20 protein-coding genes and 1 tRNA gene are annotated in these 20,149 nt (G+C 65.5%); 11 read left to right on the top strand and 10 right to left on the bottom strand.

Annotated features, from left to right (window positions below):
* The first annotated feature begins 93 nt into the window (after nt 1–93).
* Complete coding sequence (locus CKJ82_RS00505) at nt 94–1,722, top strand: ABC-F family ATP-binding cassette domain-containing protein (RefSeq protein WP_095536604.1); 1,629 nt, start codon at nt 94–96, stop codon at nt 1,720–1,722.
* A gap of 32 nt (nt 1,723–1,754) precedes the next feature.
* Nucleotides 1,755–2,003: a PLDc N-terminal domain-containing protein gene (locus CKJ82_RS00500; protein ID WP_240510628.1), complete on the top strand. Its 249-nt coding sequence runs from the start codon at nt 1,755–1,757 to the stop codon at nt 2,001–2,003.
* Here CKJ82_RS00500 and CKJ82_RS00495 read toward each other — a convergent pair.
* Both CKJ82_RS00495 and CKJ82_RS00490 read right to left on the bottom strand, forming a co-directional pair.
* Complete coding sequence (locus CKJ82_RS00495) at nt 2,000–3,370, bottom strand: PFL family protein (protein WP_095536603.1); 1,371 nt, start codon at nt 3,368–3,370, stop codon at nt 2,000–2,002. The genes CKJ82_RS00500 and CKJ82_RS00495 overlap by 4 nt on opposite strands.
* Nucleotides 3,371–3,380: 10 nt before the next feature.
* Nucleotides 3,381–3,650: an ACT domain-containing protein gene (locus tag CKJ82_RS00490; RefSeq protein WP_095276510.1), complete on the bottom strand. Its 270-nt coding sequence runs from the start codon at nt 3,648–3,650 to the stop codon at nt 3,381–3,383.
* An 84-nt stretch (nt 3,651–3,734) separates the two neighbouring features.
* Between CKJ82_RS00490 and CKJ82_RS00485 the strand changes: the two genes are divergently transcribed.
* Nucleotides 3,735–4,478, top strand: a complete 744-nt coding sequence (locus CKJ82_RS00485) for an NAD(P)H-binding protein (protein ID WP_095536602.1) — start codon at nt 3,735–3,737, stop codon at nt 4,476–4,478.
* A gap of 30 nt (nt 4,479–4,508) precedes the next feature.
* Here the strand turns inward: CKJ82_RS00485 and CKJ82_RS00480 are convergent, their stop codons facing one another.
* The 3 genes from CKJ82_RS00480 to acnA all read right to left on the bottom strand — a co-directional run bounded on the left by CKJ82_RS00480 (nt 4,509) and on the right by acnA (nt 8,750).
* Nucleotides 4,509–5,264 carry a glutamine amidotransferase gene (locus tag CKJ82_RS00480; RefSeq protein WP_095536601.1) on the bottom strand — a complete coding sequence of 252 codons (756 nt, stop codon included), beginning with the start codon at nt 5,262–5,264 and terminating at the stop codon, nt 4,509–4,511.
* Nucleotides 5,265–5,288: 24 nt separating this feature from the next.
* Nucleotides 5,289–5,855 (bottom strand): TetR/AcrR family transcriptional regulator, encoded by a 567-nt coding sequence (locus tag CKJ82_RS00475; RefSeq protein ID WP_095536166.1) that lies wholly within the window; start codon nt 5,853–5,855, stop codon nt 5,289–5,291.
* A 114-nt stretch (nt 5,856–5,969) separates the two neighbouring features.
* Nucleotides 5,970–8,750 (bottom strand): aconitate hydratase AcnA, encoded by a 2,781-nt coding sequence (gene acnA / locus CKJ82_RS00470; RefSeq protein WP_205691162.1) that lies wholly within the window; start codon nt 8,748–8,750, stop codon nt 5,970–5,972.
* Between the two features lie 396 nt (nt 8,751–9,146).
* Here acnA and CKJ82_RS00465 point away from each other — a divergent pair, with 396 nt between their 5' ends.
* The 3 genes from CKJ82_RS00465 (at nt 9,147) to CKJ82_RS00455 (ending at nt 13,093) form a co-directional block, all read left to right on the top strand.
* On the top strand, nt 9,147–9,599 hold the full coding sequence (locus tag CKJ82_RS00465; RefSeq protein ID WP_133063987.1) for an Rv1476 family membrane protein: 453 nt from the start codon (nt 9,147–9,149) through the stop codon (nt 9,597–9,599).
* A 545-nt stretch (nt 9,600–10,144) separates the two neighbouring features.
* On the top strand, nt 10,145–11,989 hold the full coding sequence (locus tag CKJ82_RS00460; protein ID WP_095536598.1) for a DIP1281 family NlpC/P60 protein: 1,845 nt from the start codon (nt 10,145–10,147) through the stop codon (nt 11,987–11,989).
* Nucleotides 11,990–12,040: 51 nt separating this feature from the next.
* Nucleotides 12,041–13,093: a ferrochelatase gene (locus CKJ82_RS00455; protein ID WP_095536597.1), complete on the top strand. Its 1,053-nt coding sequence runs from the start codon at nt 12,041–12,043 to the stop codon at nt 13,091–13,093.
* Here CKJ82_RS00455 and CKJ82_RS00450 read toward each other — a convergent pair.
* Nucleotides 13,090–13,875 (bottom strand): Rv1486c family protein, encoded by a 786-nt coding sequence (locus CKJ82_RS00450; RefSeq protein ID WP_095536596.1) that lies wholly within the window; start codon nt 13,873–13,875, stop codon nt 13,090–13,092. The two genes, CKJ82_RS00455 and CKJ82_RS00450, sit on opposite strands and share 4 nt — an antisense overlap.
* A gap of 52 nt (nt 13,876–13,927) precedes the next feature.
* Here CKJ82_RS00450 and CKJ82_RS00445 point away from each other — a divergent pair, with 52 nt between their 5' ends.
* From CKJ82_RS00445 to CKJ82_RS00435, 3 genes are read left to right on the top strand one after another with little or no spacing between them, the layout of a single operon-like run.
* Nucleotides 13,928–14,773, top strand: coding sequence for a DUF3097 domain-containing protein (locus CKJ82_RS00445; RefSeq protein ID WP_095536595.1), 846 nt, complete (start codon nt 13,928–13,930; stop codon nt 14,771–14,773).
* Nucleotides 14,774–14,793: 20 nt separating this feature from the next.
* The gene (locus CKJ82_RS00440) at nt 14,794–15,222 is read left to right on the top strand and encodes an NfeD family protein (protein WP_095536594.1); all 429 of its coding nucleotides are present in this window, start codon (nt 14,794–14,796) and stop codon (nt 15,220–15,222) included.
* On the top strand, nt 15,223–16,434 hold the full coding sequence (locus tag CKJ82_RS00435; RefSeq protein WP_095536159.1) for an SPFH domain-containing protein: 1,212 nt from the start codon (nt 15,223–15,225) through the stop codon (nt 16,432–16,434).
* Between the two features lie 4 nt (nt 16,435–16,438).
* On the opposite strand, the gene CKJ82_RS00430 is transcribed toward CKJ82_RS00435, so the two are convergent.
* The 3 genes from CKJ82_RS00430 to CKJ82_RS00420 form a co-directional block, all read right to left on the bottom strand.
* Nucleotides 16,439–16,993, bottom strand: a complete 555-nt coding sequence (locus CKJ82_RS00430) for a MarR family transcriptional regulator (RefSeq protein WP_095536158.1) — start codon at nt 16,991–16,993, stop codon at nt 16,439–16,441.
* A 10-nt stretch (nt 16,994–17,003) separates the two neighbouring features.
* On the bottom strand, nt 17,004–17,705 hold the full coding sequence (locus CKJ82_RS00425; protein WP_233125442.1) for a TVP38/TMEM64 family protein: 702 nt from the start codon (nt 17,703–17,705) through the stop codon (nt 17,004–17,006).
* Nucleotides 17,706–17,764: 59 nt separating this feature from the next.
* Nucleotides 17,765–17,850: transfer RNA gene (locus CKJ82_RS00420), tRNA-Leu, on the bottom strand.
* Nucleotides 17,851–18,083: 233 nt separating this feature from the next.
* Between CKJ82_RS00420 and CKJ82_RS00415 the strand changes: the two genes are divergently transcribed.
* Nucleotides 18,084–18,620: a YbhB/YbcL family Raf kinase inhibitor-like protein gene (locus tag CKJ82_RS00415; protein WP_095276558.1), complete on the top strand. Its 537-nt coding sequence runs from the start codon at nt 18,084–18,086 to the stop codon at nt 18,618–18,620.
* Between the two features lie 11 nt (nt 18,621–18,631).
* Nucleotides 18,632–18,988, top strand: coding sequence for a hypothetical protein (locus tag CKJ82_RS00410; protein ID WP_095276562.1), 357 nt, complete (start codon nt 18,632–18,634; stop codon nt 18,986–18,988).
* Nucleotides 18,989–19,000: 12 nt separating this feature from the next.
* Here the strand turns inward: CKJ82_RS00410 and CKJ82_RS00405 are convergent, their stop codons facing one another.
* Nucleotides 19,001–20,131 (bottom strand): quinone-dependent dihydroorotate dehydrogenase, encoded by a 1,131-nt coding sequence (locus tag CKJ82_RS00405; RefSeq protein ID WP_095536832.1) that lies wholly within the window; start codon nt 20,129–20,131, stop codon nt 19,001–19,003.
* Nucleotides 20,132–20,149 lie beyond the last annotated feature (18 nt).

The raw sequence follows: 20,149 nt of genomic DNA, 5'->3' as shown, positions 1-20,149 counted from the left end.
CCCTCACGGTTCGCGCCGTGAGGGGGACCTTTTGCATTGCTGACCCTGCTGACCCTGCGGTGTCGATTTGGGGGTGCTTGCTACAGTGATCCCGTGATTGTCACCAATGATCTCGAAGTCCGCGTCGGCGCACGCACGCTCCTGTCTGCGCCCGGTCAGCACCTGCGCGTGCAGCCGGGCGACCGTATCGGGCTGGTGGGGCGAAACGGCGCGGGCAAGACGACGACCATGCGCATCCTCTCGGGGGAAACGGAACCGTATGGCGGTTCGGTGACGCGTTCGGGCGAGATCGGCTACCTGCCGCAGGACTCCAAAGAGGGTGACATCGAGCAGACCGCACGCGCGCGAGTGCTTTCCGCTCGCGGCCTCGACCAGATCCAGCGCTCGATGGCCAAGCAGCAGGAGATCATGGAGACCACCGACGGGGCGGAGCGCGACAAGGCGATTGCCAAGTTCTCCCGCCTGGAGGAGCGGTACCAGGCGCTCGGCGGCTACGAGGCGAACGCGGAGGCGGCGCAGATTTGCGACAACCTCGGTCTGCCCAGCCGAGTCCTGGACCAGCAGCTGAAGACCCTGTCGGGTGGCCAGCGCCGCCGCGTGGAGCTCGCGCAGATTCTCTTCGCCTCGCGCCAGGGGTCGGGCAAGTCGCAGACCACGCTGCTTCTCGACGAGCCCACGAACCACCTCGACGCCGACTCGATTAGCTGGCTGCGCAACTTCCTGTCCAAGCACGAGGGCGGCCTCATCATGATCTCGCACGACGTCGAACTGCTCGACGCCGTGTGCAACAAGGTCTGGTTCCTCGACGCCGTCCGCGCCGAGGCGGACGTGTACAACATGGGCTTTGCCAAGTACAAAGACGCACGCGCGCTCGACGAAGCGCGCCGCCGCCGCGAGCGCGCCAATGCGGAGAAGAAGGCGTCTGCGCTGCAGAAGCAGGCGGCAAAGCTCGGTGCGAAGGCCACGAAGGCAGCTGCGGCGAAGCAGATGCTCGCGCGCGCCGACCGCATGATGGAGCAACTCGATGAGGTCCGGGTGGCAGACAAGTTTGCGTCGATTAGCTTCCCCGAGCCAGCGCCGTGCGGCAAGACTCCGCTGTACGGCAAGGGGCTGACCAAGATGTACGGCTCGCTCGAGGTCTTTGCCGGGGTTGACCTGGCGATTGACAAGGGCTCGCGCGTTGTCGTGCTCGGCACCAACGGCGCGGGTAAGACGACGCTGCTGAAGCTGCTGGCCGGTGTGGAGCGCACTGACGGCGAGGGCGGCCTCGTGTCCGGGCATGGGCTGAAGATCGGATACTTCGCGCAGGAGCACGACACGATCGACGGCGACAAGAGCGTCTGGGAGAACACCATCGAGGCCTGCCCCGATGCCGGCCAGCAGGACCTGCGAGGCCTGCTCGGCGCCTTTATGTTCTCGGGCGACAAGCTCGAACAGCCGGCTGGCACTCTCTCCGGCGGTGAGAAGACGCGCCTCGCGCTCGCCACGCTCGTTTCCTCCCGCGCCAATGTGCTGCTTCTCGACGAGCCCACGAACAACCTGGATCCGCAATCTCGCGAGCAGGTGCTTGACGCGCTCAAGACCTACACCGGGGCCGTCGTCCTGGTCACCCACGACCCGGGGGCAGTGCGCGCGCTCGAGCCGGAGCGCGTGATCATCATGCCCGAGGGCGACGAGGACCTGTGGAGCGACGAGTACATGGAGATCGTGGAGCTGGCGTAGCGGGATGAGTTCGCCCGGCTAGACTCGCTGGTATGACGAAGAACAACGACCTCATCACCATGTTCCGCGACGCGTGGAACGCCATGTCGAGCGACCAGAAGACCATCGTCGGCATGCTGGCCGCCATTGACGCGCTCGGCAAGGCGCTTGCGCTGCGCGACCTTGCGCGTGCGAAAGACGGCAGGGTGCGCGGCCCGAAGTGGCTGTGGGCGCCCATCATCGGCGCGGTGAACACGCTTGGCTGGGCGGCCTACTTCCTCATCGGGAGGAAGCGCCACTAGTTCCTAAAACCGTGCACCGGTGCCGGGATGAAGCCGCCGCGCCGGATCATCTCGGCGCTGCCCTTCGTGTTCACCGGAATGACTGGCGCGTAGCCGAGCAGTCCGCCGAAGTTCACCTCGTCGCCCGGCTTCGTGCCCGGGACTGGGATGAGGCGTGCGGCGGTGGTCTTATGGTTCATGATGCCGATCGCGGCTTCGTCGGCAATCATGCCCGCGATGGTTTCGGCCGGGGTGTCGCCGGGGATCGCGATCATGTCGAAGCCGACGGAGCAGATCGAGGTCATCGCCTCGAGCTTGTCCATGGAAATTGCGCCGGAGTGCACGGCGTCAATCATGCCCTGGTCCTCGGAGACCGGGATGAAGGAGCCGGACAGGCCACCGACGCGGGAGCAGGCCATCATGCCGCCCTTTTTCACCGCGTCGTTGAGCAGGGCGAGCGCCGCCGTAGTGCCGTGGGTGCCCACCTGCTCGAGCCCGATGTGTTCGAGGATGTGCGCCACGGAGTCGCCGACCTCCGCTGTCGGGGCGAGCGAGAGGTCGACGATGCCAAACGGCACGCCGAGTCGTTCGGCGGCCATATTGCCCACGAGCTGGCCAGCGCGCGTGATCTTAAACGCGGCCTTCTTGATCTCCTCGGCGATCTCGTTGAGCGAAGCACCCTTGAGCGGGGTGATCGCGTTGTCCACGACGCCCGGGCCGGATACGCCGACAGAGACGACGGTGTCCGGCTCCTCAATGCCGTGGAATGCGCCAGCCATGAACGGGTTGTCTCCCACGGCGTTGGCAAACACGACGAGCTTCGCGCAGGCGATGGAGGACTCGTCCTTGGTCAGCTCGGCGGCCTCCTTGACTACCTCGCCCATGCGCGCCACGGCGTCCATGTTGATGCCGGCGCGCGAGGTACCCACGTTCACGGAGCCACAGACGGCCTGGGTCACGCTCAGCGCCTCGGGGATCGAGTCGATGAGCCGACGGTCCGAGGACGTCGTACCCTTTTCCACGAGCGCGGAGTAACCACCGACGAAGTTCACGCCGAGCTCCGACGCCGCCTTGTCCAGGGCACGTGCGATGTCGACCGGGTTTCCATCCACGCCGGCGGCGACGAGCGAGACGGGGGAGACGGAGATGCGCTTGTTCACAATCGGGATGCCCAGCTCGCGCTCGATGCCCTCGCACACCTCGACGAGGCGGGCGGCGCGTGCGGTGACGCGGTCGTACACCGCCTGGCAGGTGGCGTCCATGGTGGAGCGGGTGCAGCCGATGAGCGAAATGCCCATGGTTACGGTGCGGATGTCCAGGCGGTAGTCCTCGATCATCTTAATGACGTCGAGGATGTGGGCGGATTTGAAGTCGAAGTCTGTAGCCATCGCGCCGCCCCTAGACTTCGTTCATCGCGGTGAACAGGTCCTCGGACTGAATGCGCACGACCACCCCGAGCGCGTCGCCCACTTGCGTCAGGTGATCCTGGAGTTCGCCCATATCCGGGGTGTCGTCCGGCAGCGCGACGCGCATGACCATGGTGAAGTAGTTGTCCATGAGCGTCTGCGAGACGTCGAGAATGTTCAGGTTGCGCTCTGCTGCGGCGCCCGCGACTGCGGCGATGATGCCAACACGGTCCGGGCCGGTAGTCGTAATAATTGCGTGCATGAGGGACCATCATAGTGGCACGTACGGACGCGGGTGAGAGTTGCGCCACAGCGAGTCCGCGCCGACTTGGTTACGGTGGGTCGCATGACTGAATCTGCGAACACCCCCAATGCTTCTGCACCCCAACCATTTGCCACCACGGCGTCGGAAACGCCTGAGCGCACCGCGCGTGTGCTCGTCATCGGCGCGGGCGGTCACGTGAGCCGCCACTCGGTGCCGCTGCTGGTCCAGCAGGGCCACGAGGTCACCGGCCTTGTGCGCAATCCCGATCACGTCGCCCGCATCGAGCAGGCGGGCGCGCAGGCAATGGTGCGCGACATCACGGGGCTCTCCGTAGAGCAGTGGGCGGCGCTGCTGTCCAAGTTTGATGTGGTGGTGTGGTCCGCTGGCGCGGGCGGAAGCTCCGCCGAGGCGACCTACGCTGTGGACCGAGACGCGGCGCTGCGCGTCGTGGAAGCGCTTGAGCAGCTCACCGAGCACACGCCCCGACTTCTCATGGTGTCCTACGCGGGCGCGCGCTTCGCCACCACGGATGATGACGGCGCGTGGTACGCCTACGTCGAGTCCAAAAAGACGGTCGATGTGCGCATCATGGACAGCGACCTCGAGCAGGTCATTCTTGGCCCGGGCATGCTTGTCGACGGCCCCGTGCCCGGCTACGCCACCATCGACCTCGAGGGCGACGACGCCCAGGGCCACCCGCAGACCTCGCGCGAGCTCGTCGCTGAAGTGATCGTCGAGCTAGCTGGTCGCGACAGCGTCGCGGGCATTGCGAACCCGTTCGAGTTCCAGAACGGGCAGACCCCGGTGCGCGAGATCGGGCGCTAACCCGCCACGGGACTCCCTCCAGGGCTCCTGCTACACCTTCGGCGCGTGGGCCGGGCTGCGGTCGAAGCAGTACTGTGCAAAGTTCCGCAGGATCGCGTTGGCCCAGGCGACGTCGTGGTTGGGCAAATCGGCGACGATACGAGCGTAGTCCTCGGCGGGGAAGTACCCGTAGTTGTAGAAGAAGTCCATCCGGGTGTGCATCGCGGCGGCGTCCATTTCAGCGTGGAACTGGGTGGCCCACACGTGGTCGCCGTAGCGGACCATCTGGACGGGGCAGGTGGGTCCGGTGGCGAGGACGGTAAGCGCCTCCGGGAGACTGTCTACGTCCGGGTTCTCGGTGTGCCCGGTGAGTGCTGTGAACTGCTCCGTGGCGCCGCGCAGCAGCTTGTCGCCGCGGCCGGCTTCCGTCAACGCAACGCTCGTCGGGCCTGAGTTCTCCGGGTGTGTGTGGCCGACGGTGCCACCGAGGTGATCAACCAGCCACGAGATGCCAAAGCAGACGAAAAATACTGGCAAGCCCGATTCGACCACGCCCGCGAGCACGTCGTTAATGTGGCGCTGCCACGGTGAGTACTCGGCGTTGCTGACGTTGAGCGAGCTGCCGCCGATGATGATCCCGCTAATGGCCTCCAGCGAGCCAACTTCCTCGTCAACCCGGTCCAGGATCTTGAGCTCGACGTCAACCTCGCTCAGGCCGGCGGCGTTAAGGACGTCGTGGTATTCGGCACGCGCGATCTCGGGTGCGAGCTCGCCTTGTCGCAGGGAGAGGAAAAGCAGCTTGGACATAGCGGTAATTCTATACCGCTTGGTCTATTTTTCACTAACCGGCTTACGGACCGACTGCTCGACGAGCGAGAGCATGGCCTCTAGGCGCTCGACGGGCTCGCCCGCAGCGAGCTTGACCACGAATCCTTCGAACACCGTCTCCAGGTAAGTCTGGACAACGTCGATGGCGACGTCCTCGCGCATGGCTCGGTTGGACACGATGCGATCATGGACAGCTTGGTCCAGAACCTCTTGGTGAGCGCGCCACCGTTGCTCAAACTCCGGGTCGGTGCGGAGCTTGCGGACGATCTCCGCGCGGGTGACAAACCAGTCGTTCTTTTCGCGGTGGTGGAGCATGTCGCGCATGACCTCGACCAGGCCCTGGTTGCTCACCACCGCCGCCTGCCGCTCCGCGTCCTCGCTCGCGATGGCGAGAAACAGCGCTTCCTTATCCGCAAAGTGATGGAAGATTGCCCCGCGCGTCTTGCCCGTAGCCTGTTCGAGCTTGGCCACGGTAGCGCCTTCGAAGCCGTAGTGGGCGAAGCAGAGCCGAGCGGCATCAATGATTTCTTGGCGCCGACGTGCGAGTTCGCCTTCACTGACGATGGGCATGCGCGGTGCAATCCTTCCTGTAATAGGGGTGCGGGATGAATGGTTCGGTGGTGAGAAAACGAAGAGGGGTACCCGGGCGGGAAGCCCGGGTTACCCCTCTACAGGGTCAAGGAGTTAGTTCTTGACCATCTGGCGCAGCACGTACTGCAGGATGCCGCCGTGGCGGAAGTACTCTGCCTCACCAGGCGTGTCGACGCGGACAACTGCGTCGAACTCGACCTTCTCGCCGCCGTCCTTCGTTGCTGCAACGTGGACGGTCTCCGGGATCGTGTCGCCGTCGTTAAAGGCGGTGATGCCCGTGACCTCGAAGGTCTCGGTGCCGTCGAGGCCCAGGGAGCCGTGCGACTGGCCCTCGGGGAACTGCAGCGGCAGCACGCCCATGCCGATGAGGTTCGAGCGGTGGATGCGCTCGAAGGACTCCGCGATGACGGCCTTCACACCGAGCAGGTTGGTGCCCTTTGCGGCCCAGTCGCGGGAGGAACCGGTGCCGTACTCCTTGCCGGCGATGACCACGAGCGGGATGTTCTTCTCTGCGTAGTTCATCGCGGCGTCGTAGATGTACGCCTGCGGTGCGCCCTCCTGGGTGAAGTCGCGGGTGTAGCCGCCCTGCTCGTCCACCAGCTCGTTGCGCAGGCGGATGTTGGCGAAGGTACCGCGGACCATGACCTCGTGGTTACCACGACGGGAACCGAAGGAGTTGTAGTCGTGGCGTGCCACACCGTGCTCGTCCAGGTAGTTCGCCGCCGGGGTGCCCGGCTTGATGGAGGAAGCAGGGGAGATGTGGTCGGTGGTCACTGAGTCGCCGAGCTTGGCCAGCACGCGTGCGCCGGCGATGTCCTCGACTGCCTCCGGCTGCTCCGGCATACCGTCGAAGTACGGAGCCTTGCGGATGTAGGTGGAGTCCTCGTTCCAGTCGAAGGTCTTGCCCTGCGGGATGTCCAGGTTCTGCCACTGCTCGTCGCCCTTGAACACGTCGGCGTAGTCAGCCTCGTACATCTCGCGGGAGATGATGCCGGAGATGGTGCTCTCGATCTCTTCGGTGGACGGCCAAACGTCCTTGAGGAAGACGTCGTTGCCGTCGGCGTCCTGGCCGAGCGGCTGGGCGTCGAAGTCGAAGTCCATGGTGCCGGCAATGGAGTACGCGATAACCAGCAGCGGGGAGGCCAGGTAGTTCATCTTCACGTCGGGGGAGATGCGGCCCTCGAAGTTACGGTTACCGGACAGGACCGCGGTGGCGGTCAGGTCGTACTCGTTGATGGCGTCGGAGACCTCGGTCGGCAGCGGGCCGGAGTTACCGATGCAGGATGCGCAGCCGAAGCCGGTGAGGTAGAAGCCGACTGCCTCGAGGTCCTTCCACAGGTCGCCGCGCTCGTAGTAGCCGTCGACAACCTGGGAACCGGGAGCCATGATGGTCTTGACCCACGGCTTGGCGTGCAGGCCCTTTTCAGCAGCCTTGCGCGCGAGCAGTGCGGCGCCGACCATGACGGACGGGTTGGAAGTGTTGGTGCAAGAGGTGATTGCAGCGATGGCAACCATGCCGTGGTCGAGGGTGTACTCGCCGCCCTGCGGGGACTCGACGATGACCGGCTTGGAAGCGCGGCCCTCGGCGCCGTCAGCGGCGGACTCGCCGTGACCCGGCCAGGACTGGTTGTAGTCCACGGTCTCGGACTTCTCGGCGCGCACCGGCTCGGTGACGTCGTTGCCAGCGGTGTTGTAGTCCGGCAGCTGGGTGCGGAAGGTGTTCTTGGCCTCGGACAGCAGGATGCGGTCCTGCGGGCGCTTCGGGCCGGCGATGGACGGCACGACGGTGGAGAGGTCCAGCTCGAGGTACTCGGAGTACTCGGCCTCCTCGGCGTCCTGCTCCAGCCACATGCCCTGTGCCTTGGCGTATGCCTCGACGCGGTCGATGTCCTCCTGGTCGCGGCCGGTCAGCTCGAGGTAGTTGATGGTCTCCTCGTCGATCGGGAAGATCGCGCAGGTGGAGCCGAACTCCGGGCTCATGTTGCCGATGGTGGCGCGGTTTGCCAGCGGGATCTGCTTGACGCCGTTGCCGTAGAACTCGACGAACTTCTGCACCACGCCATGCTCGCGGAGCATCTCGGTGATGGTCAGCACGACGTCGGTAGCGGTCACGCCGACCGGGATCTCACCGGTGAGCTTGAAGCCGACAACGCGGGGGATGAGCATGGACACCGGCTGGCCCAGCATGGCCGCCTCTGCCTCGATGCCGCCGACGCCCCAGCCCAGGATGCCCAGGCCGTTCTCCATGGTGGTGTGGGAGTCGGTACCAATGCAGGTATCCGGGTAGGCAAGGCCCTCGTTGTCAAAGACGACGCGGGAGAGGTACTCAATGTTGACCTGGTGGACGATGCCGGTTCCCGGCGGAACGACGCGGAAGTTGGAGAAGTTCTCAGCACCCCAACGCAGGAACTGGTAGCGCTCCTCGTTGCGCTGGTACTCGATCTCGACGTTCTTATCCAGTGCAGCGTCGGAGCCGAATGCCTCGATGATGACGGAGTGGTCAATGACCATCTCGGCCGGGTTCAGCGGGTTGACCTGGTCCGGGCTGCCGCCGAGGTCGCTAACTGCCTCGCGCATGGTTGCAAGGTCGACGACGCAGGGCACGCCGGTGAAGTCCTGCATGAGGACGCGGGCCGGGGTGAACTGGATCTCAATCGACGGTTCTGCCGACGGATCCCAGTTGGCGATTGCCTTGATGTGGTCTTCGGTGACGTTCTTGCCGTCCTCGGTGCGCAGCAGGTTCTCGCCGAGCACCTTCAGGGAGTAGGGCAGCTTCTTCATGCCGTCAACCGCATCGAGGGCAAAGTAGTCGTAGGACTTACCGCCGACCTCGAGGGTCTGCTTAGCGTTGAAGGAGTTCTTGCTTTCAGCCACAGTGAGCTCCATTTCTCGTCGTAATGCAAATCTGGGAACTATGACACGTGATGGTCAACCAATAATGATATGCGACCTCTCACGGTTCCGTCGCCATAATAACAGTACGGTCGTTATGTTTTGCGCTGGGGCGCGCTTATCGACGCCCCGGAGCATCCAAATCCCCTCATCCGCGGGGGCAAACGCACCCGGATAACCAAAGCACCTGGGCAAACGCAGCGACGGCGAGGGCGGAGCGCGCTCACTCTGGCCACACTGCTTACCCCCAAATGCGTGGTAGGTTTCCGGCTGCGTGTTGGAAGACCGGAGCGCAAAGGGTGACGGCGAGCCGATTACACTCCGTAACGACGGCGAATGAGAGCGGAAAGGGACGACGTGATTCCAGTAGACGTTGACATGGCGAGTCTGGAAGCCCAGCTCCAGGAGGATGGGATCGCCTTTGGGACGGAAAACCCCGTCAACGTACCGCTCGAAGCCGCAATGCGCGACGCGCTGACGCAAGCACCGTCCGACGACATGGGGGCGGCCGGGCTCGTTGTGCTTGAGCAGACCCCACTGCAGATTGCAGACCTTCGCGACGTCGCACAGGACCTCCTCAATGGCACCGGTTACGACACGGTCGTGGTCCGGACGCCGAACGCCGCTATCGCGGTGAGCGATTCGCTCAGCCGGGCGGCGATCGAGCGCGGGCAAACCGCAATGGTGGCCCAGCCTGACTACCCGCAAGGGGTCGTCGCGTTCGCGGAGGCGGCGCAGGGACACTCCGTGGCGTGGGGGATTGCCGTTGGATCGGTGGTGCTCGCGCTTGCGTGCATCGCGGCGTTGTCCGCCTGGCGCGCACGCCGTTAGCCACCCCCTCAATAAGTCAAGTCGTTCGCCTTGACGGTTCTGTCTTGCATCAAGGGATACGCAGCCACATCGCGATCCCAGCGCAACGGCCATGGCGACTTGTTCCCCCTGCCGGGAAATGTGTCGAACTTCACACTACTTGTTCGTATCGGCTATATCTGCTGTACCTGGCGCTATCAGGTCATGTGAAAAGCCTTGACTGTTGTGGTTTTTGGTAAAGATTGTGCAACAAGTTGATTACGTGTCGTATGGTCTTGCTGTCGGCTCGTGAGCTGAATGCAACACCAATCGTTTCAGGCCTTACTCCTTGACTGAACTCGTCATTCGGTCAAGGCCCCGGTTCGGGCATGTGGGGAAGCACGCCAAGAACCAGGCCAGTAACGAAGGTGGGGCTGAAGGCTCGCGTGCCTGCATCAGTAGTCAACCCATTAGGGCTGCGCGTCAAGGCTGCAGGCTAGTCACCTGTGGCGGTGAATCGTCGAGAAGCACTTTGCTCCTCGCTTGATTTGTCATGCCTGGGCGCGCGGCGTGAGGAGCCCCATTCCGTGGTAGAACCATCGAGGTTCACCCGGTCGGGTCGCGCGCGCATTGCGCTCGGCACGATCGCGTGTTCCACAACTCTGTCTCTCGCGGCGACGCTGGTCACCCCAGTGGCAACCGCGCAACCTGCGTCCATGACGGAGCTGGTCACCAGCATTTCGCAGGCGCAGTCCAACATCGATGACCTGAACTTGAACATCGGCGACCTGCAGGAAAAGGTCAATCAGGCGCTCGTGGACCTCAAGGATGCCCAAGGCCGCGCCGAGCAGGCTCGCCAGGGTGCAGAGGAAGCGAAGAAGCGCCTGGAAGCCTCGGAACACGCCGTCGAGGAGGCGCGAGCAGCGCTCGACGAGGTCACGCGGTCGCAGTACCGCGGCGCCGGCCAGAGCGGCGGGCTCGACATGGCCACCAGCGGTGACGCCCAGAAGGACGTGCTCGACCGTTCGCTGTACCTGCGTCAGCGCAGCGACGAACGCCGGGCGAAGCTCGACGAGGTCGAGCGCGCACGCACCGAGGCAGCCAACGAGGCGTCGATCCAGCGCAAAGCGAGCCAGCTCGCGGAGTCGACCGCCAGCGAGGCGGAGGCCGCGGAGGCCGAGGCCCGCGAGCTGCTCGACTCCACCAGCGAGGCCCTGGCCGAGCAGCGTCGGGAGCGTGATCGGGCGCAGTCCGAGTTGGACAGCGCTCAGGCGTCGTTAGCCGAGCAGCGCCAGGCGTCGGGATCGGCCCCCCAGACCGATGCGAGCGAGTCCGGTAGCCCGACTGAGGCGGCGGACTCGGGCGAGACGGCGGCACTTGCAACCTCCCAGACGGCTGAGTCGGAGGGGGCGCAGCAACAGTCCGCGCAGGGCCAAGCCGCGCAGCCGAGCATTGAAGCGTCCGCTGCCGCCCCTGAGCAGCAGGTCACTGCTGACGAGATCCCCGAGGACGTGGTGCTTCGCGTCGAGCAGCACGCGGCGGACATCGATCCCTCGGTCGCACAGCTGAGCTCGGAGACGGTCGCGCAAGCCCTCACCAACGCCGCCGCAGCGAACGGGGAGAGCCTGCAATCGGAGCCGGAGGCGGGCGCAGCCGGCGCACCCGACGCGCCAGCGCCGTCCTTCAGCGGCATGTCCAGTGACCTGAACATCTCCGAAGACACCATCGCCGCGGCGGCAGGAATCATCGCCGCCGCCGCGATGGTTGGCGCGACCCAAGCCAACCACACAAGCCTGGAAAGCCCGTACGGCTCCTCGAGCGACAGCGAGGTCATCGCGGCGTTCGCCGGCGGGCTGAGCGACGCGCTCGGTGGCGGTGCGGCCGCGCAGGTGAGCCAGACCTCGGACGAAGAATCCGCATCCACTGGCACCACTGAGGATCTCAACTCCGTGCTTCCGGAGGTCGACTCCGCAGCAACGGTCTCGGACACGATTCAGAGCGCCGTGGGCAAGGCCAGCGGCTCGCAGAGCGCCTCTAGCTCCGGTTCCATCGAGACCGTGATCGCCCGCGCCCAATCCGCCATCGGCACCCCGTACGTGTGGGGCGGCGGTGACGCCAACGGTCCGACCACGGGCGTGGACGGCGGCAGCCAGGCGGGCTTCGATTGCTCGGGCCTCGTGCTCTACGCCTTCGCTGCGGTGGGCATTTCGCTGCCCCACTACACCGGGTACCAGTACCAGCGCGGCACCCAGGTGCCGGCGAGCGAGGCGCAGCGCGGCGACCTCCTGTTCTGGGGTCCGGGCGGCAACCAGCACGTGGCCATCTATCTTGGCGACGGCACCATGATCGAGGCCCCGCAGGCCGGGCAGAACGTGCAGATTTCCCCGGTGCGCTATTCCGGAATGGCCCCGAACGCGGTGCGTTTGCTCTAGGCGGCGAAGCGGTGTGACGCCGCGGATTGCCACCGAACTACCATCAGTGGCATGAAGCTATCTGACTACGATGCACTCCTCGTCCTTTCCTTCGGCGGACCCGAAGGAAAGGACGAGGTTATTCCGTTTTTGGAGAACGTCACGCGCGGCCGGGGCATTCCCAAGGAGCGACTGGCCAAGGTCGGCGAGCACTACTTCCACTTTGGTGGTGTGAGCCCCATCAACCAGCAGAACCGCACGCTGATCGCCAACATCCGCGCCGAGCTGGAGCGCCGCGGGATCGAGTTGCCCGTTTATTTTGGCAACCGCAATTGGCACCCCTTTGCGGAGGACACCGCGAAGCAGCTCGCCGCAGACGGCGCGCGCCGCGTCCTCGTCTTTGTCACGAGCGCGTGGGGTGGCTATTCCGCCTGCAGGCAGTACGACGAGGACATCCAGCGCATGCGCGAGGTGGCACCCGAAGTCGAGTTCACCAAGCTGTGGCAGTTCTACGGCAATGAGGCGTTCATCGACCAGGTCGCAGCAGGCCTCAAAGGCGCAATCGCACGGGCGCAGGACAAGGACTACCGGGTGCTGTTTACTGCCCACAGCGTGCCCACGGCGGCCGATGTCAGCTCGGGCGGCCCCGATAACGCAAACCTCTACTCCCGGCAGGTCGCGGAGGCCGCGCGGCTCGTCGCGGAGCGCGCTGGCGCGCCCGACTACGAGGTGGTCTGGCAGTCCAGGTCGGGCAACCCGGCCACGCCGTGGCTCGAGCCGGATGTGGTGGACCGGGCGGAGGCGCTTGCCGACGCCAACGTGCAGCACCTCATCTGTGTCCCCATCGGGTTCATTACGGACCACATGGAGGTCGTGTGGGACCTGGACACTGAGCTGCAGCACGCCTGCGACAACCGCGGGGTCACGCTGGACCGCGTCGCGACCGTCGGGCTGACCCAGGAGTTTGCGTCCATGGTCGTCGACATCGCGGAGGCGGTCGCCCGGGGCGAGCAACCAGCGAGCCTGTCGACGCTCACCGTCCAGGGCTGCACCCGCAACGGCGCCCCGTGCTGCGAGGGGTGCTGCGAGCCGCAGAAGCGGCCCGCCCGCGCGCTTAACGGCTAAGCGCCGCCGGTGGACCCCGCGTACTCGCGCTGGTAGTCCACCACCGCGTCGGCGACGCCTGCCATGCGGGCGGTGCGGATATGGCGCCACAGCGCGAAGAGCTGGGGGTCGAAGGAGTGATCGTCCAACCGGTCGGTCACCGTCTCAATGATCGCCGCCACCCGGTCAGCGCGGGCGAACAACCTCGCGGCGCGCGACGTGACGCCCGCGGGCAAGCCGGGCGTGTCGTAGAAGTCCGCGAGCGTCCCCACAGTCAGGCGCGGGTTGGGGAGTTCGCGAAGCGCTTGGTTTGCGGGGCTCGCGGAGCGCGTGGCGTCGATAAGCACTGCTGCCTGGTTGGTTGCCTGGGACAGAAGCGCGTCGGCCTCGCCGGGGCTGAGCCACGCGGGCTCCGGGAGCCGGCGGGACTCCTCGAACCACCGCCAGTGCACGGACGCGCCCGTGTACTCGGGGACGAGGATGTGCGATTGGTCCGCGCCACGGACGACGATCGCGCCGGCCGGGGTGAGAGCTTCCATAGCGGGGCTGCCTGCGATGAGTCCGGCGGCCTGGCCCGGTCCCCAGAGGATGAGGCGGACCGCTGGACCCGGGGTGTCCAGGTCGGCTGCGGCGCGGACGTCGCGAAGCAGCGGCAACAACGGGCCGCCGAGGTATTCGTGGGTGCCGCCGAGGTCGCGCAAGGCGTCCATGGTTTCGTCGCTGGTTTCGACGTTGTACAGCCATGCGGCGAGCCACACGGCAGTGTTCTGGAGCGGTGAATAAACCTCGGCACGAGTTTGCATCCGGGGTATCCTAACAGGAACCGGGGGTTGGGGAAGATACACTCTGGTCACTATGAGCTATGACGACCGCTACGGAGCAGACATTTTTCAGGGTCATGTGCGACGCAAGCGCCCGACCTACCCGGAGATGCCGGCAAAGCCCGGGATCATCGTCGAGATCGTGGGCAACGACTTCGTCGGGGCGGTCATCGGCTTCGAGCGCACCTACGACGGCGACTTCGTCCGCCTCGAAGACCGCTACGGCACCGAGCGACTGTTTAAGATGCTCCCCGGCGCGTTCATGGTGGAGGGACAGCGCGTCACGCTGACCCGCTACGTACCCAAGCAGGACTCCGGGCCGAAGCGCTCCAACTCGGGCTCCCGGAAGGTTGAAAATGTCCGCGCGAAGGTGGCCATGCCGAGCCGGATCTGGGTCGAGGGCATTCACGACGCCGCGATTGTGGAAAAGGTCTGGGGCCACGACCTCCGGGTCGAAGGCGTCGTCGTGGAGTACCTCGAAGGGTTGGACAACCTGCAGGCGCGCCTGGACGAGTTTCAGCCGGGGCCGGGGCGCCGAATCGGCGTGCTCGCAGACCACCTCATCGAGGGCACGAAGGAGTCGCGCCTGGTCCGCAACGTCGGTGAACACGTGCTCGTGACGGGGCACCCATACATCGACATTTGGGCAGCGGTGAAGCCGGAGAAGCTGCGAATGCGCGCCTGGCCAGACGTGCCGTACGGGGAGGACTGGAAGACGGGCGTGTGCAAACGCCTCGGCTGGTCGGACCCGAAGGAAGGGTGGCGCCGCGTCTATTCGGCGGTGGAGACGTTCCGCGATCTCGACTCGACCCTGATCGGCGCGGTTGAACGGCTCGTCGACTTTGTCACCAACCCAGAGTTATCCAAAGAGGATCTGTAAGCTCCTGTAACCTTGAGCACGTGGGAGCACTCGTTTGGTTTGTCGCAGCAGCTGTCCTCGCCGGCCTTGAATTGGCGGTGGGTGAGTTCACGCTACTCATGCTCGGGGCCGGCGCACTCACTACCGCCGGGGTGGCACTGGCCGGGGTTCCGCTGTGGGCGGAAGTCCTCGCGTTCGTCGCCTCCTCGGCGGCGTTCTGGTTTTTCTTGCGGCCTTACCTGCACAAGCGCTACCACCAGCCGAAGGTGTACGACGATTCCCCGCGAGCCCTGGTGGGGCAGCGCGCGGAGGTGCTCGAGGCCTTCGGCCCCACCGGCGGCCAGGTCCGGATGGACGGTTCCATCTGGTCCGCGAGGTCGCTGGATCCGGCGGACACAATCGTCGCCGGCGATATTGTCACAGTGGCAGACATTGACGGCCCTGTCGCGGTCGTCTGGAAGGAACGTTAGATGGGCCCAACTATTGTCCTCGTCGTCATCATTGCGCTGGTGGCGGCGCTCCTCTTCGCATCGGTGAAACTGATTCCACAGGGTGAAGCCGCGGTGATCGAGCGGCTTGGCCGCTACACCCGCACGGTCTCCGGTGGCTTGACCCTCCTCATCCCGTTCATTGACTCCGTCCGCGCACGCGTGGACACCCGCGAGCGCGTCGTGTCCTTCCCGCCGCAGGCCGTGATCACGCAGGACAACCTCACCGTCGCCATCGACACGGTGGTCACGTTTCAGATCAACGATCCCGCCAAGGCCATCTACGGCGTGGACAACTACCTTGTCGGCGTGGAGCAGATTTCTACCGCCACACTGCGCGACGTGGTTGGCGGCATGACGCTTGAAGAGACGTTGACCTCCCGCGAAACCATCAACCGCCGCCTGCGCGGCGAACTTGACGCGGCCACCGGCAAGTGGGGCCTTCGTATCAGCCGAGTTGAGCTTAAGGCCATTGAACCGCCGCCGTCGATCCAGCAGTCCATGGAGATGCAGATGAAGGCGGACCGAGAAAAGCGCGCAATGATCCTCACCGCAGAGGGCAGGCGTGAATCCGACATCAAAACTGCCGAGGGCGAGAAGCAAGCACGCATCCTCTCCGCCGAGGGCGAGAAGCACGCCGCCATTCTGAACGCGGAGGCGGAGCGTCAGGCTATGATCCTGCGCGCAGAGGGCGAGCGCGCCGCGAAGTACTTGGCCGCACAGGGCGAGGCACGCGCGATCCAGAAGGTCAACGCGGCCGTGAAGTCCTCCGGCGTCACACCGGAACTCCTGGCGTACCAGTACCTGGAAAAGCTGCCCAAGATCGCGGAGAACGAGGCAGCCACGATGTGGATGATCCCGTCCCAGTTCGGCGATTCGCTGCAGCAGTTTGCGCAGGCGTTCGCGGGCAAGGGCGAGGACGGCGTGTTCCGCTACGAACCTGCAAACGTGGACGAGGAAACCAAGGAGATGGCGGAGGCGGAAAACACGGACTCCTGGTTCGACACCTCGACCGACCCGGAGCTGGCTAAGGCGCTCGCCGAGGCCCGCGCGGTAGCCAACAAGCATGTCGACGACCCGGATCCGACGCAAGACGCCCCGCAGGTTGCCCCGGGAAGCAGTCGCCGTGAACTCGGTGCGGGCCCGCAGGATCCGCTGCCGGCCGACGAACCGAATCGCCCGTACCAGGGGTAGCGCATTAAGCGCTTTGCGACGCCTGCGTGAGCAGGTTCAGCGCCAGCTTCCACCCCGACTGCTCCGCCTGCCAGCCGGCGGCCTGCAGCCGCTGGCTTATCGCCTGCTTGGAGATGCCTAGCTCCGCAGCCGCTTCGTTCTGATTGAGGCCACCTCGCACCAGCGAGGTGGCCTCTCGGCCTTCCAGGGTGCGCTTGTGCAGCACATACCCCAGGAGCGCGAACGTCGCCTCGATGTCGTTGGCGGAGGTGCCGGGGTCCGGCGTGTCCACTACGACCTTCACCTGCGCGGGTCGCGTGCCCACCGCGTCCGTCGCCGCGAAGACGGCGCGTCCATGTCCCGTGATCCCCAGGCCGATGGCCCAGTCGCCATCAGAGAGTAGCGCCATAATCACGTTGAGCGCGTGCTCGGGCCCGACGACATCGGCGCGGATGTCCTCCACGCTGCACAATTCAAACTCGCCGACGCCAGGCAGCGTCGCGAGCGCCTCGGCCGAGCGCCGTACGACCTCGGCGCGCGCCTTATCCCTTCCCCGGTACCTCGCGTGGACTGCAATCATGACCGAGATGTTACGCCTGGTCTACGTTCAGGCCTTTACTCTTCGGGGTGGGCGTGTCGCGGGTGGGCAGGGTGGCGTCGATAAGCAAGCCCCCGACACCCAGCACTGCTAACACGACAACGGCGACGATGACCCACGGGTTGGCGTGGCCCGTGAGCGTGTCTCCGAAGACTGCGACGAGCACGGTGTTGGGCGCTGAGCCGAGGAGCGTGGCGATGGCGAAGGGAAGGACGCGTACGCGGGTGAGTGCTGCGGCATAGTTCATGATGGAGAAGGGGACTCCAGCGATCATGCGCAGGCTGGTCACGGCCAGCCAGCCGCGCTGCTCCAGGCGCGCGTTGATTTTTTGCACGGCGGGGTGGGTGAGGCGGGGCTCGACCCAATCGCGCAGCAGGAATCGCACGATGAGGAGCGAGATGACCGCGGCGACCGTGGTCGCCGTCAGCGAGAGCGCGATGCCGAGCCCGGTGCCGAAGAGGATGCCCGCAGACAGCGTCATGACCGTCCGCGGGATGGGGAACTGCGTGATGAGTACGTAGAGCAGCCAGAAAACGAGCGGGAACCAGGGGCCGGTCGATTCCGCCCACGTGCGGAGCGTGGCGAGGGAGGGGACGTCCAGGAGCCACCACGCGGCTACGAACCCCACCGCAGCGAGCGCGAGCAGCGCGATCCGACCGGTTGAGGGGCGCGCTGTAGGTTGACGCTGCGCCACCGCCAAACCTCCTTGTACAAAAAGAAAGCCGGCCTCCATCGTAGGAGGCCGGTCGGTTGTGCCCGAGGGGGGACTTGAACCCCCACGTCCGTTAATAGGACACTAGCACCTCAAGCTAGCGCGTCTGCCATTCCGCCACCCGGGCCGGGTGTTTCAGCCTCTCGGCTGGGCACTTGAAACACTATAAGGTGCACGGCGTAAAACACACAAATCGCCTGCACAACACCGCTTTTTTAGGGCACAATGGACAAAATTGCGCTTCCAAACCACACCCTTGGCATTCTGCTGCCCCCTCCCATCACGCATCACGCCGTGATCCCACAGAACTTTTAGTGAAAATCATGGCGAAAGTCACAGCGCTGGGGTAGGAATATCTGTATGACTGCTTCCTACGTTTCAGACCGTTTTCCCGGCCCGGACCCGTACGCAGCGTTGAAGGACCTGCCGTCGTTCCCGCTTAGCTCCACCGACTTCGAGGACGGCGCCGAGCTGCCCGACTCCCTGGTCGGCGACGATGCCACGTCGCCTCAGCTGGCCTGGTCCGACCTTCCGGAGGGGACCAAGTCCCTGGCCATTACGTGCTACGACCCAGACGCGCCGACGACCTCTGGCTTCTGGCACTGGGCCGCGTTCAACATTCCGGTGAGCACGCAGTCCATTGCGACCGGCGATGCGTCCAAGGAGGACTTGGGCGTCGGTGCGATCCAGCTGGTTGGTGATTCGGGCGCGCCTGGCTTCTACGGCGCGAACCCGCCCGCGGGGCACGGCCCGCACCGCTACCTGTTCGCGGTGCACGCGGTCGACGTGGAGGAGCTGCCGGCGGACCAGATCGCGAACCCGACGCAGCTCGGCTTTAACCTGTACTTCCACAGCGTGGGCCGCGCGATCGCGTGGGGCTGGACCGAGACCAAGTAGACCGATCCGTCATGGCCCCGCTTCAACTTCGCGTCGGCGGAGCGTTTATCACGCTCGCCGCCGCGCTCTTCCTCTTTACTATTCTCTCGGTCTTGCGTGGTGAGGAGCTCTTTGCCCTCACACTCCAAACCCTGACCGTCCTCATCGCTGCGGTGATCATCGGCGCGTTCGCTACGGTGAGCACCTCGCACGAGGGTTCGCGCACGCAGGTCGCCGCGCTTATTATCGCGCTCGTGCTCATCGGCTTGGGCGTCGCGTTGCCTACGCACACGCTCTTCTACACGCAGACGTACTGGCCCGCCCTGTGGGGCGTCGCAGCGTTACTCTGCGCCATCGTGCTGCGACGCACTACGCGCCCACGGGCGTAAGCGGGGGAGCGACTACCGCAGGTAGGGCAGCTCGCTGCCCACCGCCTGCGCGATGTTTTCCAGCCCGTGGGCGCGCACCTGCGCCGCGATCCCGCGGTGAATACGGCTGATCCAGGCCGGACCGCCGTAGATGAACCCGGTGTAGCCCTGGAGAAGGCTGGAGCCTGCGGCGATGCGCTCCCACGCCTGCTCCGGCGTGGAAATACCCCCAACGCTCATGAGCGTCAGCTGGTCGCCCACGCGCGCGTGCAGCCGGCGCAGGACCTCAAGGGCGCGATCGTTCAGCGGCGCGCCTGAGATGCCACCGGCGCCCATCGCTTCCACCTCATCCGCGGGGGTGCGCAGGCCCTCGCGCGAAATGGTCGTGTTGGTGGCCACGATGCCGGCGAGCCCCAGCTCCACGGCCAGGTCGGCGACCGCGTCGATGTCCTCGTCGGAGAGGTCCGGGGCGATCTTGACCAGCACCGGAGTGGCGGTGGACTCTGCAACGACGGAGAGGATCGGGCGCAACTCCTCAACCGCCTGGAGGTCGCGCAGGCCGGGCGTGTTTGGCGAGGACACGTTTACCACCAGGTAGTCGGCGTGTGGCCCCAGCACGGTGGCGCCGGCCCGGTAGTCCGCCACCGCGTCGGTCGCCGTCTTGTTCTTGCCGATGTTGATGCCCACAATGTCGTCCGACTTCCGGGCGTCCAGGTTCAGCGCGGCGGGCAGGGCGCCGTCGTTGTTGAACCCCATGCGGTTGAGGATCGCTTTGTCCGCGGGGAGGCGGAACAGGCGCGGAGCCGGGTTACCGGGCTGCGCCTTCGGCGTGACCGTCCCGACCTCCGCGTAGCCAAAGCCGAGCGCGCCCCACGCGTCGAGGGACGACGCGTTCTTGTCAAAGCCGGCGGCAAGGCCCAGCGGCGCGGGGAAACGAACGCCAAAGCACTCCTGCTCGAGCGCGGAGTCGTGCACGCGCACGACGCGCTCCGCGAGTCGGTTCACCGGGCTCGCCACGTGCAGCGCGCGCAAGCCTGCGTTGATGATCCCGTGGATGCGCTCGGGCGGAAGGAGGAACATCGCCTTCAGCGCGGCGGCGTACGCCGCGTCGTAGGCCGCTTCGGAAGCCTTCGTCAGTTGCGTACCGTCGGGCAGGGAGTGCATTGCTTTTTGGAGAAACGT

It is taken from the genome of Corynebacterium gottingense (assembly GCF_002285125.1).
Lineage (GTDB): Bacteria > Actinomycetota > Actinomycetes > Mycobacteriales > Mycobacteriaceae > Corynebacterium > Corynebacterium gottingense.
This window is presented reverse-complemented; position numbering and strand designations above follow the sequence as displayed.